1 protein-coding gene (running past one end of the window) is annotated in these 17,234 nt (G+C 67.5%); it reads right to left on the bottom strand.

Features of this window, described 5'->3' with window-relative positions; all coding sequences use genetic code 11:
- Positions 1-113 precede the first annotated feature (113 nt).
- Positions 114-17,234: the 3' portion of a non-ribosomal peptide synthase/polyketide synthase gene (locus JQT59_RS17480; protein ID WP_249354508.1), read on the bottom strand. 16,656 nt of this gene lie beyond the right edge of the window; 17,121 of the gene's 33,777 nt are visible here — the last part of the coding sequence; its start codon lies off the right edge, out of view; its stop codon occupies positions 114-116.

The raw sequence follows: 17,234 nt of genomic DNA, 5'->3' as shown, positions 1-17,234 counted from the left end.
TATGCGCCGATCCAGTGAACTCGAGGTATTTATCGAGGCGAAAATATACTGAGTCGGCTCCGGCCCGTCCTGGCGGCGGAAGAGACGAGCTCTCCCACCGCCCGGATGATGCCTCAGCGTCCGGCTCGGGACCGCGCCTGTGCCACCAAACCGGTCAGTGCCGCCACCCAGCACTGCCCGAAGTCGTCCACCTCGGAGGCCGTCAGAATCCCGGGGGGGAACGACATGAACGCCGTCAACTGCCGACCATCCGCGGTATCGGTGATCACCGACTGGATGTCGAGCACCGCTTGGGCCGGCATCTCACTGTTCACCTGTCCACCCGTCACCGAGGTCTCGAAATCGGGCAGCCAGTCCAGGCCCTGCGCCGCCTCGGGAATTTCCGCAGCATTGACGCGGCCGATGTAGTTGAACACGATCTGTGGTTCCGGCCAGTTGCTCATGACCGCGGCGGTCTCCGGATTCAGGTAACGCAGCAACCCGTAGCCGATCCCCTTGTCAGGTACCGCACCGAGCTGATTCCGTACCGCCTGGACCGCGGCTGCCGCACTCGGGCCACCCTCGATCGCCTCGCCGATATCGACCCCTGCGAGATCGAGTCGAGCCGGGTACATCGTGGTGAACCAGCCGACCGTACGGGACAAATCTGCACCGGGAACCACTGATTCTTCGCGTCCGTGGCCCTCGAGAGTGACTACCGCCGACGGCTCGTCGATCCCACGGCCCTGCCGCCAGGCGGCCACCGCGAGTGCGAGGGCCGCGGCGAGCACGTCACCGATTTCCGCGTCGAGTGCGCCGGGAGCCGTCCCGAGCAAGGCCTCGGTGACGGGGGCCGGCACATCGACCCGGGTGCGCTCGAGAGTGCTGACGAGGTCGGACCGAAGATCCAGTTCCCGCGACCCCAGCACGGGGTCCGGGCCGGTGAGCATCCGCTCCCACACGGCCAGTTCGGCCACCCGCTCCGGACTCGCGGCTGCCTCGAGGAGGCCGTCGGTCCACCGCCGCAGGGACGTTCCCACCGGCTCCAGCGACGGCGTCTGCCCCGCTGCGATCTGGGCACCGGCCGTTGCAAGGTCCGGGACCAGAATGCGCCACGAGACCGAGTCGATCACGAGGTGATGGGGCACCACCAGCAGTCGGCCCGCCCGGCTCGGATCGGCCGGGTCGAACCACACGAACTGGAGCATCGAACCTGTTCGGGGGTCGAGCCGGTCTAGCGCCTGCGCGAAGGCGGCACTCGCCACCTCGTCGAACTCCGGGGAACCGGGTTCGGCGGTGACGGCGACACGCTCCACGGCACCGTCGAGGTCGACGCGGCCGGCGGGTGCGATCTCGAGGGCAGGCTCCGACGACTCCGACACCAGCGTGGCGCGGAGAGCGTCGTGCTTGTCCACCACCGCCGAGAGTGTCGCGATCAGCTGGTCACGTCCGATGCCGGCAGGAAGCGTCACCATCAGCGGCATCACGAAGCGGTCGAAATTCCCGCCGCGCTCGACCATCTTCCGGGCGACCGGAGTGAGCGGCACCGTGCCGACACCGCCACCCTCGTATTCCTGCAACGCCGCGGCCGCGGACTCCCCCGAATCGGCGACCGCCGCCAGCTCGGCGACGGTGCGCCGTTCGAACACATCGCGTGCTGTGAAGTGGATACCGGCCGACCGTGCCCGCGCTACCAGCTGAATGGAGACGATGCTGTCGCCACCGAGCTCGAAGAACGAGTCGTCGACACCCACGCGGTCCCGCCCGAGCAGTTCCGCGAAGATCGACGCCAGCGCGCGTTCGCTGTCGGTGCGCGGCGCCCGGAACTGGGCCGCCGAGGCGAAGTCGGGCACCGGTAGGGCACGCCTGTCGAGCTTGCCGCTGGTACCCAGCGGCAGTTCGGCCAGAACCATCACGGCGTCCGGCAGCATGTAGTCAGGCAACGATTCTGCGACGAACCCCGTGAGCGCAGCCGTGTCGACAGCCGAACCCGGCTTCGGGACGACGTACGCCACGAGCCGGGCGCCGACCTCGCTGTCCCGCACGATCACAGCCGCCTGCGCCACCTCTGTGTGGCGCACGAACGCCTCCTCCACCTCACCGAGTTCGATACGCAGGCCGCGGACCTTCACCTGGAAGTCGGTACGTCCGACGAACTCCAGTTCACCGCTCTCGTTCCACCGCACGAGGTCACCGGTGCGGTACATCCGTGAACCGTCGGCGCCGAAGGGGTCGGCGACGAATCGTTCGGCGCTGAGCGCGGCGCTGTTGATGTATCCGCGCGCCAGCTGGGCCCCGTCGAGGTACAGCTCACCGGGGACACCGATCGGCGACGGCGTCAAGTGCGCGTCGAGCACGTAGGCCCGGGTGTTCCAGACCGGGACACCGATCGGCGCGATGGTCCCGGTGTGCGAACGGTCCACGACCTGAGCCGCCGAGTTGATTGTGACCTCGGTCGGTCCGTACAGGTTGACCAGCTCGGCGGAACCGATCCGTGCGAGCCGATCCGCCGCCGACTGCGGAAGTGGTTCACCGCCGGCGAAGACCAGCCGCAGCGAACCGCACAGGTCGGCCGTGGCCGCGTCGAGGAACATCGTCAGGACCGACGGAACGAACTGGACCACGGTCACCGACTCCGCGCCCACCGTCTTCGCCATGTACTCGGGGTCGCGGTGACCGTCCGGGGAGGCGACGACGAGGGTGCCGCCGACCACCAACGGCAAGAACAGCTCCCACACCGAGGCGTCGAACGTGAAGGGAGTCTTCTGCAGGACCACGTCCTCGGCACCGATGCCGTACTCGTCCCGCATCCACTCGAGCTGGTTGGCCAGCGCCGAATGCGGAATCGCCACACCCTTGGGGCGTCCCGTCGAACCGGACGTGTACAGCGCGTACGCCAGGTTCTCCGGGTGGAGTTCACCGAGCCGCTCGGCATCCTCGACTGCAGTGTCGGCGTAGCCGGAGAGGTCGAAGTCCTCCACCAGATACACGGGGACGTCGACGTCGAGATTGGCGATGTCGTCGGCAACGCTCAGCACACACGTCGGGGCAGCGCTGTCCACCACGTAGGTGGTCCGGTCGGCCGGATGCTCCGGGTCGATCGGCACGTATGCACCACCCGCCGCGTGCACGGCGTACAGGCTGATCACCATGTCGAGGGAGCGTCGCATCGCGATACCGACCACCGAGTCCGGTCCCACGCCCAGCGCGATCAGGTGACGGGCCAGCCGGTTCACCCGCGCGTCGAACTGCGCGTAGCTCAGTCGATCCAGTCCGGCGACCACGGCGGTCGCATCCGGGGTGCGCGCCACCTGAGCACGGAACATCGAGGTCACGGACTGGGCGGAGACGGCGTGCGCGGTGTCGTTCCACCGGGACAGTACGAGGTCGCGTTCCTCCGCCGCCAGCAGGTCGAGATCGCCGACCAGCGTGGCACCGCCGGCAGCGATGGTGTGCAGAATGCGGTCCAGGCGTGCCCCGATCCGCTCGACAGTGTCTGCCCCGAACACGTCCGGGAGGTACTTCAGTACCAGCTGGACCTCGGCGTCCGACTGCGCCAGGAGGCTCAGCGGGTAATGCGAGGCGTCGCTGATCTGCGCGCCGGTGACCCGCAACCCGTCGATGTCGCTGGACTCGGTGAGACCGGCCCGATCGATCGGGTACGACTCGAACACCGTCAACGTGTCGAACAGTCCGCCGATTCCGGCGATTTGCTGGATCTCGGGCAGCCCGATGTGGTGATGCTCGAGCAAAGCCGACTGTTCGGCCTGTAGACGCTCGAGAAGCCCGAGGAGCGACTCGCGGGGATCGATGCGCACGCGGATCGGGATCGTGTTGATGAACAGACCCACCATCGATTCGATGCCGTTGACCTCCGGCGGACGACCCGACACCGTGGCACCGAAGACGACGTCGTCGGACGCCGTCATCCGGGACAGGAGCAGACCCCACGCTGCCTGGACGATGGTGTTCATCGTCAGGCCACGATCCCGGGCGACGCGCGCCAGGTTCTCGCTGACCGCCGCGCCGAGGCGTACCGCGAACTCGGCGGGCTCGGGGCGTACCGGTCCGCTGGGTGCGGGGGCGAGCACGGTGGGACCGTCCAGCCCGGCAAGTGCGTGCGCCCACGCCGTGCGTGAGGCGTGCGTGTCACGCGCGGACAGCCAGCTGAGGAAATCCCGGTAGCCACGTACCCGCGGCAACACCGAGCCGTCTCCCCGGGTGGCGTACAACACCAACAAGTCCTTCATCAGCAACGGCATCGACCATCCGTCGAGCAGGATGTGGTGGTTGCTGATGGAGAAGCTGCAGGTATCCGGCCCCGTGCGAATCAGCAGGAATCGCATCAACGGGGGTCGCGCCATGTCGAAGCGAGCCGAGCGGTGCTCACCCAGAAGGGTGCTCATCCGTTCTTCACGTGCCGCCACGGACAGTCCGGACAGGTCGATCTCTTCCCAGGGCAGTTCCACGGAATCGACGACCACCTGTACCGCTTCCCCGGCATCGTCGGTGACGAAGGCAGTACGCAGGTTCGCGTGACGCGCGATGAGCGCCTCGGCGGCAGCCCGCAGTCGGGCGGCATCGACGGTGCCTGCGAGGCCGAGCACCACCTGTGCGGTGTAGACGTCGACGGCGTCCTCGGCGAGGACCGAGTGGAAGAACATGCCGGACTGCAGCGGTGCCAGCGGCCACACGTCGGAGGCCTCCGGGTAGCGCCGTTCCAGGATCTCGAGATCGTGCTGGGTCACGGTGACGAGCGGGACGTCCGACGGGGTCAGGCCGCCGCCGTCGGGCCGTGACGCGTGCTCTGCCAACGCAGCCGCCGCCGCGTGCCAGAGTTCGGCCAGCTCCCAGACGTCGGATTCGTCGAGGATCTCCTCCGCGAACGCGATCTTCGCCTCGAGTTGGGGACCCGATGCCGATTCGGAGGTGACGGCGTTGATGCTGAGCACAGCAGGCGCGACCATCTCGTCGTCCATTGCGCCGCCGAACTCGCCCGAGTCGCTGTCGGGGACCCAGCCGAGGTCCCGGATCTCCTCCGGGAGGTCGACCGAACCCGCGCGACCGAGATAGTTGAAACCGATCTGCGGCGTCGGCAACGCTGCCAGCGCCGGGGCGGTCTCCTCGTTCAGGTAGCGCAGCAAGCCGAAGCCCATCCCGCGGTCCGGGACCGCGAGCAGCTGTTCCTTCACGGCCTTCAGAGCCGCACCCGCAGATCGTCCACCGTCGAACGCCTCGGCCAGGTCGGCACGGGAAACATCGAGGCGAACGGGGAACAGGCTGGTGAACCAGCCCACGGTCCGCGACAGGTCGGCACCCGGGACAACGGATTCTTCACGGCCGTGGCCCTCGAGGTTGATGAGCACCGACTGGTCGCCCGGGGCGTCGTCGACTCCGGTCTTGTTCCGGCGCCACTGCGCGACAGCGAGCGCGAGCGCCGCGAGAAGGCCGTCGTTGACGCCACCGTTCACGGACTGCGGGATCGAGGTCAGCAACGCCTGCGTCACCGGTGTGGAGAAGGTCATGCTCAGACTGTGCGTCCGGGCGATCACATCCCGCTCCGGGTCGAACGCCCGCTTGCCCAGCAGCGGATCGGTGCCGTCGAGCATGGTCCGCCAGAAGTCGAGTTCGGCCACGCGGTGCGGAGACTTCGCTTCCTCCACCAACCCGTGCGCCCACGCCCGCACCGACGAGCCGACCGGCTCGAGCTGCGGCTTCTCGCCCCGCGCGATCTGTGATCCCGCGGTGGCGAAGTCGGGCAACAACACTCGCCACGACACACCGTCGACGACGAGGTGGTGCGCCAGGACCAGCAGTCGTCCGCTCTGTCCGGGCAGCGACTCGGCGGGCGCGAACCAGACGAATTCCGTCATCCGCCCCGATGCGGGATCGAGTCGGCTCGCGGCGCGGTCGAGTGCCGCACGCCCCAGCCGCTCGAATGCCTCGGTCCCCGGCTTGTCGGTGAACTCGACGCGTTCGAACAGCTCATCGGCGCCGAGAGCCTCGCCGACGGGCAGTGTGTCGAACACCCACTCGTTCCCCGAGCGGGTCAACCGGGATCGGAGGATGTCGTGGTGACTCAGGATCGCGTCCACGGTCTCCACCAACTGCTCCCGGGTCACGCCTGCGGGCGTGGTCAGCAGAACCGCCTGCGAGAACCTGTCGAATCGGCCCGCGCTGTCGGTCAGCCAGTGCGCGATCGGCGTGAGGGGTATCGAACCGACTCCGCCGCCGGGCAGTTCCTCGAGGGTCACCGACTCGACGTCGGTGGCCCAGGCGGCGACGTCGGCGAGTTCGGCAACAGTCTTGCGCTCGAACACGTCTCGCGCCGAGAACAGGACACCGGCGTTCTTGGCCCGCGTGGTCAGCTGGATCGACACGATGCTGTCGCCACCGAGGGCGAAGAACGAATCGTCGACGCTGACCCTCTCCACACCGAGGACCTGTGCGAAGACGTCGGCGATGGCCTTCTCCATCGGCGTCGACGGCGCGCGGAACTCGGTGGCGACCGATACGAACCGGGGTTCCGGTAGTGCCTTGCGGTCCAACTTTCCTGCGGGTGTCAGCGGCACCGAGTCGATCGGCATGATCGACGAGGGCACCATGTAGCCCGGCAGCGTCTCGGACACGAACGCGGACAACTCGGCGACGTCGATCGACGCGCCCGGGGCAGGCATCACGTAGGAGACGAGGACGGTCTGACCCGTCTGCTCGCGATGATGGCCGAGAGTGACCGCGAAGTCCACGCTCGGATGCCTTCCTAGTTCGGCATCGATCTCGCCGAGCTCGATACGGAATCCGCGGACCTTCACCTGGAAATCGGATCGACCGACGTAGTCGAGGACGAGCTCGCCCTGTCCTTCCGATCCTTCTTCGTCGGCGTAGACCCAGCGGACGACGTCGCCCGTGCGGTACAGCCGCTCCCCCGGACCACCGAACGGGTTGGCGACGAAACGCTCTGCAGTGAGGGCGAATCGATTGTGGTAGCCGCGTGCCACGCTCGGCCCCGCCACGTAGAGCTCACCCGCGACACCGACCGGGACGGGGCTGAGCCGGGAGTCGAGCACGACCACGTCGACACCGCGCGTCGGACCGCCGATGGTGACGGGCCGATCGGCCCTCATCGGGGAGCTCGACGTGCTCCAGATCGTCGCTTCGGAGGGGCCGTACAGGTTGTACATGCGCCGGCCGGGCGCCCACCTCTGCATCAGCTCGGGCGGGCAGGCTTCACCGGCCACCGACAGAACCTCGATGCCATCCAGGCCGGCGGGATCCACCGTCGTCAGCGCCGCCGGGGTGATGAAGGCGTGGCTGACCTCCTGCTCCCTGAGCAGTCGAGCCAATTCCTCGCCGCCGTACACGACTCCGGAGGCGATGACCATCGTCGACGAGGCGGCAACGGCCAGAAGCAATTCGAACACGGACGCGTCGAAGCTCGGCGACGCGAAGTGCAGGACCCTCGACTGCGGCGTGAGCCCCAGCCGTTCGACCTGTTCCCGCGTGACGTTCGCCAGCCCGGTGTGGGTGACGACGACGCCCTTCGGCAGACCGGTCGAGCCCGAGGTGTAGATGACATATGCGGCGTCGTCCACCCGCGTGGGACGGATTCGTGTGTCGTCGGTGACGGCCTCGGACGAGACGTGGGCGCATGCACTGTCCATGTCTTCGTCGCCCAGGACGAGCCACCGCACCGTGTCCGGCAGGTCGGTGCTGTGCGCCGCCGTGGTCAGACCGATCTCCACGCGGGAATCGGTGACCATGTGCAGAATGCGGTCGTACGGGTAGCTCGGGTCGACGGGCACGAAGGCGGCACCCGTCTTCGCGACCGCCCAGATCGAGAGGATCGACTCCACCGATCGGGTGAGTGCGAGAGCCACGAAATCGTCCGAACCGATTCCGCGGCCGATCAGTACCCGGGCCAGACGGTTCGAGCGCTCGTCGAGTTCGCGGTACGTGACCTGCTGGTCCCCGCACACGACCGCCACGGCCTCGGGGTCTGCCTCCGCCGCGGCGGCGAGGATGCGGGCCAACGTCTGCGGCGGAACCGATGCTGCACCGCGCACGGGCGCGAGGACCCGCTGCTCGTCGCTGTTCAGGACGTCGATGTCACCGATGACCACCGAGGCGTCGCGGGTGATCGCCTCGAGGATGCGGCGGAACCGGAACGCGAACGCGGCGATGGTGCGTTCGTCGAACAGGTCGGTGGCATAGGTGAACACTGCGCGCATCGGCGCGGAGCCACCGGTGTCCGTGGGTTCTCCGGCAGCGTCCGCGAGGGTCAGCTGGAGGTCGAACTTGGCCGCGCTGACTCCCCCGTCGAGACCCTCGACGGTCAGCCCCGGAAGTTCGAGGTGGGCCTGCTCGATGTTCTGGAACGCCAGCGCAACCTGGAACAGCGGCGAGAAGGCGGTCGACCGCTCCGGCTGCAGAATCTCCACCAGACGCTCGAACGGCACATCGGTGTGCGTGAACGCGCCGAGGTCGTGCTGGCGGACCTGCGCGAGCAGGTCGGCGAATCGGTCGTCGACATCCACCTGCGAGCGCAGCACCAGGGTATTGACGAACATGCCGACGAGGTCGTCGAGCGCTGCCTCACCGCGTCCTTCTATCGCGGTGCCGATGGCGATGTCCTGCGTGGCGCTGAGCCGGGCCAACAGGACTGACAACGCGGCGTGCGCCACCATGAACAGCGACGCATTGTGCTCGCGGGCGAGCACGCCGAGGCGTCGACGGAGTTCCGCATCGATCTCGAACTCGAAGTTGGCGCCGCGCATCGACTGGGCCGGGGGCCGGGGTCGGTCCGTCGGCAGCGGTAGCACGTCCGGCAACCCGGCCAGGGTCTCGCGCCAGTAGTCGATCTGCTTCGCGGCCAACGAATCCGGGGCGTTCTCGTCGCCGAGCAGTTCATGCTGCCACAACGCGAAATCGGCGTACTGGACGTCGAGCGGGGCCCAGTTGGGTTCCGATCCGGCGGTCCGGGCGCTGTAGGCGACCACGACGTCACGCGCCAGCGGCGCCGTCGAGGCACCGTCCGCGGAGATGTGGTGGACGACGATCACCAGCACGTGATGCGCGGAGTCGAGCCGCAGGAGGCGGGCCCGGACGGGTACTGCCTTCGCGACATCGAATCCGGCGGTGACGAGGGCGATCACGTGGTTCCGCAGACCGTCCTCGTCGGCGACGCTCTCGACTTCGAGTTCCGTGAACGCCTCGGCACGGGACACGACGACCTGCCCGGGACCCTCTCCCGTGTCCGGGTAGCGGGTGCGCAGGGTCTCGTGCCGTTCGACGACGTCCCCGAGGGCCTGTTCGAGCGCCCGGACGTCGAGTTCGCCGGTCAACCGAATGGCGAGTGGGATGTTGTAGGCCGCCGATGCGGTGTCGAACTGGTTGATGAACCACATCCGAGACTGCGCCGGGGACAACGGGATCCGCGCCGGACGCGGTTGCGGGACCAGCGCGGGCCGGCCGACCCCCGCCGAATCGGATTGCTCGACCCGTGCGGACAGGGCGATCACGCTGGGCGCCTCGAAAAGCTCACGCACACCGATCGAGGAATCGAGTGCGGCGTTCACCCGGGCCACCACACGGGTGGCCACGAGCGAGTTGCCACCCAGGTCGAAGAAGCTGGAATCGACACTGACACGCTCGTGGCCGAGCACGTCCGCGAACACTCCCGCGACGATCTCCTCGACCGGGGTCCGCGGCGCCTTGTACTGGTCCGAAACCCCTGCGAACTCGGGCTCGGGCAGCGCCTTGCGGTCGATCTTGCCGTTGATGTTGAGGGGCAACCGGTCGAGCGTCACGAGTGCCGCCGGAACCATGTATCCCGGCACCGAGCGGCCCACGGATCCGAGCACGTCCGCGATGTCGAGTGCATCTCCGGACTCCGGCACGACGTAACCGACCAGCCGGTCACCGGTGTGGCGATCGCTGTGCACGACGACGACTGCCTGAGCCACCGCGGGGTGCGCGAGAAGCGCACGCTCGATCTCGCCGAGCTCGATGCGGAATCCACGGACCTTCACCTGGAAGTCGGAGCGGCCCACATAGTCGAGGTTGCCGTCCCGATTCCACCGCACCAGGTCACCGGTCCGGTACATCCGGGCGCCCGAAGGCCCGAAGGGGTTGGCCACGAACCGTTCCGCGGTGAGGTCGTGGCGGCCGAAGTAGCCGCGAGCCAGCTGGTCACCCGCCAGATAGAGCTCACCTGTCACGCCGGCAGGCACGGGGTGCAGCCGGGTGTCGAGAACGTACGTCTGCGTGTTCCACTCGGGCCGCCCGATCGGGACGGAACCGCCCCGTTCGACGCCGCACCGGTAGTACGTGACGCTGACCGCCGCTTCGGTCGGGCCGTACAGGTTGAAGATTTCGGCACCGCTGACGTCCCGCAGGCGCTGCACGGTGTCGGCCGGGAGAGCCTCACCGATGCAGAGAACCCGTCGCAACGACGCGAGCTGGGCAGACTCCGCCACCGATACGAAAGCCGCGAGCAGCGACGGAACGAAGTGCACGTTCGTGACCTGCTGCTCGGCAACGAGTCCGGCGAGGTACGACGGATCTCGGTGACCGTCCGGCTTGGCGACGACGAGCCGTGCCCCCGAGGTCAGCGCCCACCAGAACTCCCACACGGAGAGGTCGAAGGTGGCCGCCGTTTTCAGCAACACCGCATCGTCGGCGGTCAGGGGGTACTCGTCCTGCTTCCATCGCAATTGGTTCGCGATGGCACCGTGCGTGATGGTGACGCCCTTGGGCCGGCCGGTCGAGCCGGACGTGTAGATCACATAGGCCGCATGGGTCGACCGCAACGGTGCCCGGCGATCGGCATCGGTGATCGACGTGTCCGCCGCCCCGGTGAGGTCGAGCTCGTCGAGGACGACGACATCGACACCCGTCGGCAGCGACGCGACGACGCTCCGGAGAGTCAGCACACACACGGGTTGCGCGCTGCCGAGCACGTACGCGGTCCGCTCGACGGGATGATCCGGATCGATCGGCAGGTACACGCCGCCGGCCTGCGCAATGGCATACATGCCGACCAGCAGTTCCACCGACCGCGGAAGGGCAAGGCCCACGACGGTTTCCGGTCCCACACCCAGATCGATGAGGTGGCGAGCGAGCCGGTAGACCCGTGCAGCGAATTCGCCATAGGTCAGCGACTCGTCCTCGAACACGACCGCGGTGGCGTCCGGATCCCTGACGGCCGCGGCGGTGAACATATCGGCGAGTGTCGTCTCGGGCAGTGCCCGTGCCGTGTCGTTCCAGCCCGACACCACCTGGGCGCGCTCGTCGTCCCCGATCAACGGCAGATCGCCGACAGCGACCTGCGGTGACGCGACGGCAGCCGAGAGCACCCGCAGGAACCGATCCGCGAAGCCCTGCACGGTCACCGCGTCGAACAGGTCGGTGGCGTAGGTGAACACACCGGACATCTCCTCGCCCTCGGGGCTGTCCCCGAGGACGAGGTGCAGGTCGAACTGAGCTGTGTCGCCTTCCATGTCGAGCGGTGCGACGGTCAGGTCGGGTAGCTGCAGGTCGGACTTCGTCGTGTTCTGGAACGAGTAGCCCACCTGGAAGATCGGGTGATGGGCCATCGATCGTGCCGGATTGAGCACCTCGACCAGCCGCTCGAACGGCACGTCGGCGTGCGAGAACGCCTCGAGGTCCGCTTCACGTGCACGGTCGAGGATCTCGTCGAAACTCTGCCCGTCGTCCACCTGCACGCGCAGGGCGAGGGTGTTGACGAACATGCCGACGACGTCGTCGAGTTCACGCTCACCGCGGCCGGCGATCGGCGTTCCGACCGAGATGTCCTCGGTGCCCGACAGCCTGCTCAGGAGCACCGCGAATGCCGCGTGGACGGCCATGAACACACTGGCGTTGTGCCCTCGGGCGAGCGCCGCCAGGCCTCGGTGCAGCGCCGCGTCGATCGTGAAATCGACCCTCGCTCCGCGCAGCGACTGCACGGGCGGACGCGGGCGGTCGAGCGGAAGCTCGAGAAGGTCCGGCACACCGGCCAGCGCCTTCTTCCAGAAGTCGAGCTGTCCCGAGATGAGACTCTGCGGATCGTCTTCGCTGCCCAGCAGTTCGCGTTGCCAGATCGCATAGTCGGCGTACTGCACGGGAAGCGGACCGAAGCCCGGCTCCCGTCCCGCTGCACGGGACGCGTACGCCACCATGACGTCGCGGACGAACGGTGCCGTCGACTCGCCGTCGGTGGACACGTGGTGCACGATGAGCGCGAGCACGTAGTCCTGTGGGGCAGTCTCGAACAACCGCATCCGGATCGGGGGCACGTCGGCGGTCACATCGAATCCCGCGGTGGCCATCTCCACCAGGCGGGAGCGTAGTTCGTCGCCCGTCACGGCAACCGGCGCGAGATCGACCGGTACCTGCTCGGCGGGGAGGATGACCTGATGGGGTCCGTCCGCGGAATCCGGGTAGGTGGTCCGCAGTGATTCGTGCCGTTCGAGCACGTCGAACACCGCGGCCCGCAGCGCCTCCACGTCGAGGGCGCCCGTCAACCGGACCGCCAACGGGATGTTGTAGGCCGCCGACTCGGGATCGAAGCGGTTGATGAACCACATTCGCGACTGCGCGAGGGAGAGGGGAATGTGATCCGGTCGCTTCCGTGGCCCGAGGACGGGTCGAACCTCGTCGCTGGTGGCAGTCGCCGAGATGCGGACGGCGAGCGAGGCCACGGTCGGCGCCTCGAACAACTCCCGGACGCCCACCCGGAGCCCGAATGCCTGCCCCACCCGGGACACGACGCGAGTGGCGCTGAGCGAGTTGCCGCCGAGGTCGAAGAAACTGTCGTCCACGCTCACCGCGGACAGACCGAGGACCTCGCAGAAGATTGTGGCGACGGTCTCCTCGGCCGGTGTCGACGGTGCGCGGAACTCCGCACTCGAGGAGACGAACTCCGGCTCGGGCAGGCGCGCGCGGTCCAGCTTGCCGATTCCGGTCAACGGGATCTCGTCGAGCAGGATCACCACCGACGGCACCATGTACGGCGGAAGAGTCTCGCCGACAACCGTCTTCAGCGATTCCGGATCCACCGCCGCACCATCGACCGGCAGGACGTAGGACACGAGGGTCGTCAGGCCCGCGGGGTTCTCACGGCCCACGGTCACGGCGAACTCGATGTCCGGCTGGGCTGCCAGTGCGGCGTCGATCTCACCGAGCTCGACGCGGAACCCGCGAACCTTCACCTGGAAGTCGGACCGGCCGACGTACTCCACGCGGTGGTCGTCCGCCCACCGCACCACGTCTCCGGTGCGGTACATGCGCGAGCCGGGCTCGCCGAACGGGTTGGCCACGAACCGCTCCGACGTGACCGACGGACGGTTGTGGTATCCGCGGGTCACCGACGGTCCACAGATGTAGAGCTCACCGGGAACGCCTTCGGGCACCGGACGCAGGCGGGAGTCCAGGATGAGTGATTCGACACCGCGCAACGGCTTACCGATCGTCACCCGTTCCCCGGCCACCATCGGTTCGGTGATCGTGACGATCACCGTGGTCTCGGTCGGCCCGTAGGCGTTGCGCATCTCGCGGCCGGGCGCCCATCGGGCAACCAGTTCCGGTGTGCACGTGTCGCCGCCGACCACGACGGACCGCACGGAGTCGAGCCCCTCGGGATCGACGGTCATCAGTGCGGTCGGCGTCATCACGACGTTGTTGACCTGCTCACGGCGGATCAGGTCGGCGAGCTCGTCGCCCCCGTACACGTCCGCGGGTGAAATCACCAGAGTGGCACCGGCACTGAACGCGGCGAGCATCTCACCGACCGAGGTGTCGAAGCTCGGCGACGCCACGTGCAGGAAACGCGAACTCGGCGACACGACGTAGTGCTCACGAACCTCGCTGGTGAGGTTCGCCAGACCGCGGTGGGTGACCACGACGCCCTTCGGTTTGCCCGTCGAGCCGGACGTGTAGATCAGGTACGCCGGATGATCGACGGTCAGCTGACGGCGACGATCCGCGTCGCGAACCGGAGCCGCCGACACCACACGCGTCTGGTCGGCGAACTCGGGAGCATCGAGGACCATCCAGGACACCGTGTCCGGCAGGTCGTCTCGATGACGATCGACCGTGAGACCCAGGACAGCACCCGAATCGGACAACATCTCGTTGATTCGCTCGAACGGAAGCTTCGGGTCGACGGGCAGGTAGGCGCCACCCGCCTTCGCGATCGACCAGATTCCCAGGATCGATTCCACGGAACGGGTGATGGCGAGCGCTACGTAGTTCTCCGGCCCCACTCCCCGATCGATCAGCACGCGCGCCAGCCGGTTCGACTGCTCGTCGAGTTCGCGGTAGGTGAGCTCACGGCCCTCGAAGGACAGCGCCACCGAATCCGGTGCGAGGTCCACGCCCGAACGCAACAGTTCGGGCAGGGTCCGCGGTTCGAGCGACCGGGGACCGCGCACAGGTGCGATGGCAGCCTTCTCGGCCGCGTCGAGAATGTCGATGTCGCCGAGAATCACGTCCGGCTCGGTCGCCACCGCTCCGAGAATCCGGACGAACCGATCGGCGAACCTCTGCACCGTCCGCTCGTCGAACAGATCGGTCGCGTAGTTGAACGACGCGACGATGCCTGCCGCTCCCCCGTCGACGTAACGCTCACCCACACTGAGCTGCAGATCGAATTTCGCGACATCCAGCGGGGTCTCGAGGACCGAGACCTCGAGGCCGGGGAACTCGAGAGTCGAGCTACCGATGTTGTTGAACGCCAAGGCAACCTGGAAGAGCGGTTGGTGGGCCGTGGAACGGGGGACGTTCAGCACGTCGACGAGCCGCTCGAACGGAATGTCTCCGTGTGCGAATGCCTCGAGGTCCGTCTCCCGAACCTGCGCCAGCAGCTCCAGGAACCGCAACTCCGGATTCACCGAACTACGCAGGACGAGGGTATTGACGAACATGCCGACCATCTCGTCGATCTCACGCACGCCACGGCCCGCGACAGGCGTGCCGATGGCGAGATCGGTATTCGAGCTGAGCCGCTCGAGCAGTACGGCGAACGCGGCATGCACGACCATGAACATGCTCGCGTTGTGCCGGCGGGCGAGCGCCGCCAGTGCGCGATGCGTGTCCGGGTCGATGTCGAAGTCGAGCGTCGCGCCGCGCAGCGACTGCACGGGCGGACGCGGGCGGTCGGTGGGAAGTTCGAGCGACTCGGGAAGGTCGGCAAGTGCGTGACGCCAGTAGTCGACCTGGCGCGACGCGATCGACTCCGGGTCGGATTCGTCGCCGAGTACCTCACGCTGCCACAACGCGAAATCCGCGTACTGCACAGGCAGTGGTTCCCAGCCCGGTGCGTCACCGGCTGCGCGGGTCACATATGCCTGCATCATGTCCCGGAACAGTGGTGCCATCGAGGCGCCGTCCGCGGCGATGTGGTGGACGACGAGCACCAGAACGTGCTCGCCTCCACTCATCTGGAGGAGACGGACCCGGAACGGCACCGAGAGACTGACGTCGAAACCTGTGTTCGCGAGCGCACGCGCTCGGCGGTAGGCGTCGGCCTCGTCCGTGGTCGGCTCGACGGTCAACGGCTCCACGGCCTCGGCCGTCGGAAGTATCACCTGATACGGACCATCGGGCGACTCGGGGAACAGGGTGCGCAGCGACTCGTGACGCTCCACCACGTCGGTGAGAGCAGCACCCAGCGCATCGATGTCGAGGTTTCCCCTCAGACGCACCGCCATCGGCAGGTTGTACGCCGCCGACTCGGTGTCGAACTGATTGATGAACCACATCCGAGACTGCGCCAGTGACAGAGGGATTCGTTCCGGCCGCGGCCCCGCGGTCAACGGCAGGCGCTCGCGGTCGGCGTCGGCCGAGTGCTCGGCAACGGCCGCCACGCCCTCGACCGTCGGGTTCTCGAAGACCGAGCGGACAGTCAATTCCGTGCCGAGGGCCTCTTCGAGACGCGCCACCACCCGGGTGGCACTGAGGGAGTTTCCACCGAGGTCGAAGAACGAATCGGTGGCGCCGGCCCGTTCGATACCGAGAACGTCGGCGAAGACGCCGGCCACGATCTCTTCGAGCGGAGTACGGGGAGCGACGTACTCGTGGTCGTCGGAGTCGAAGTGCGGTTCGGGCAGCCGCTTCCGATCCACCTTGCCGTTGTTGTTCAGCGGCATGGATTCGAGGACTACGAGGACGTCGGGAACCATGTGCGCGGGAAGGGTCTTCGCGAGCGAGGACAAGACCTCCCGCGAATCGATATCCCCGGCAGCCGGCACGGCGTAGGCGACGAGCCGCTGTCCCTGCGGGGTGTCCCGGACGACGACGACTGTCTGAGACACGTCGGGGTGCGCCAGCAGAGCGAACTCGATCTCGCCGAGTTCGATGCGCAGGCCACGGATCTTGACCTGGAAGTCGGTCCTGCCCAGGAAGTCGTAGTTCTTGTCGCTTCGGCGCCGCACCAGGTCGCCGGTGCGGTACATCCGGGTGCCGGGAGCGCCGAACGGGTCCGCGATGAATCGCGTGGAGGTGATCCCGAACATGTTGCCGTAGCCGCGGCCGACCGCGATACCACCGACATAGAGCTCACCCGTCATACCGTCGGGAACCCGGCGGAGCCGGCCGTCCAGAACATACAGCGCCACGTTGTCGAGTGCGGGGCCGATGGGAAGCCGCAATTGATCGGACACCGCATCTTCGGGTGTGATGACGTAGGACGTGACGATGTCGGACGCTTCGGTAGGCCCGTAGCTGTTGTGGCAGCGGACTCCTCGGTCGAGGAACTTCTTCAGCGGCGCAGCCTTGACCGCCTCACCGCCGAGCGCGATGGTGCGGACACTACGAAGTTCCTCGTTCTGCTCGAGCTCTGCGACGATCTCGAAGGCGCCGGGCGCCATGTTGACCACCGTCAACTCGTTCTCGTCGATCTGACGGAGAATCGACTGGGGTTCGAATCCCTCGACCGCAAGGTGGATCGCTCCACCCAATGACAGCGTTCCCCACACCGTCTTCTGTGTCAGGTCGAATCCGGGTGCCGAGGAGACCAGGACGCCGTCGCCCTGCTCGAGCGCGAGTTGGCCGCGGAACCACACCATCATGTTGCAGAATCCGGCCATCGGCACCAGCGCGGGTTTGGGCCTACCGGTCGAACCGGATGTGGAGATGACGTAGGCCAGGCGAGCGCCGGATCCGTCCTCGGTCCAGTGATTGACGGGGTCGGAGTCATCGTGTGCCGCCAACTCCGACGCCACGGTGGGGTCGTCGAGTACGAGAACGTCGGCCTC

The sequence above is a fragment of the Rhodococcus sp. USK13 genome, from assembly GCF_018343855.1.
GTDB classification, from domain to species: domain Bacteria; phylum Actinomycetota; class Actinomycetes; order Mycobacteriales; family Mycobacteriaceae; genus Rhodococcus_F; species Rhodococcus_F oxybenzonivorans.
This window is presented reverse-complemented; position numbering and strand designations above follow the sequence as displayed.